At 39.6% G+C, this 568-nt stretch carries 1 pseudogene; it reads right to left on the reverse strand.

Annotated features, from left to right (window positions below):
- Positions 1 to 49: 49 nt before the first annotated feature.
- A pseudogene (locus AS888_RS27195) lies at positions 50 to 568 on the reverse strand (transposase); the annotation flags it as partial.

Raw genomic sequence — 568 nt, forward strand, 5'->3', positions numbered from 1 at the left:
GAGGACGTGTACAGGGTAAAGCAGGTGTGATTTCTTTGTTAAATAGTTAGCTTGTAATCGCTGGTGTTTTATAAGCTGCATCTGCGGCAACTGCTTCTGGTTTTCCAACTTTCTCAATCACTTGCTCAACAAGTGGCTCCAAAATATGACTGTCATGTGTATTACCAGGTGTTACAATCGTTCCCAATACAAAACCGTTGCCGTCTGCGGCCGCATGAAATGAATAGGCAAACTGTTTTGTTCGTTCATCTTTCACATAGTAGCCACTCTCAGGATCCGTAGTACTTTCTTTAATTGCTTTGGTTTCTTCCTTATCAAATTTATCTGGTGGAAAAGGCTTCTTTCCGTGGTTTTCACGATCTTGATTGATTTCTTCTTGAAGACGTCCTTGATACGCTCGTGTTTCTTTACGAACGATTTTCTTTTCAAATTTCCGTTTATTCGCACTAGCTTTCACATGTGTGGAATCACGAAAACGTGTTCTACACTTATTAACTTTTTATTAGCAGCTGTCATTAAAATGCGACAGAAAATCTGTTCAAACAGGTCTGTATCTTTAAAGCGTCGC

The organism is Peribacillus simplex, assembly GCF_001542915.1.
Lineage (GTDB): Bacteria > Bacillota > Bacilli > Bacillales > DSM-1321 > Peribacillus > Peribacillus simplex_B.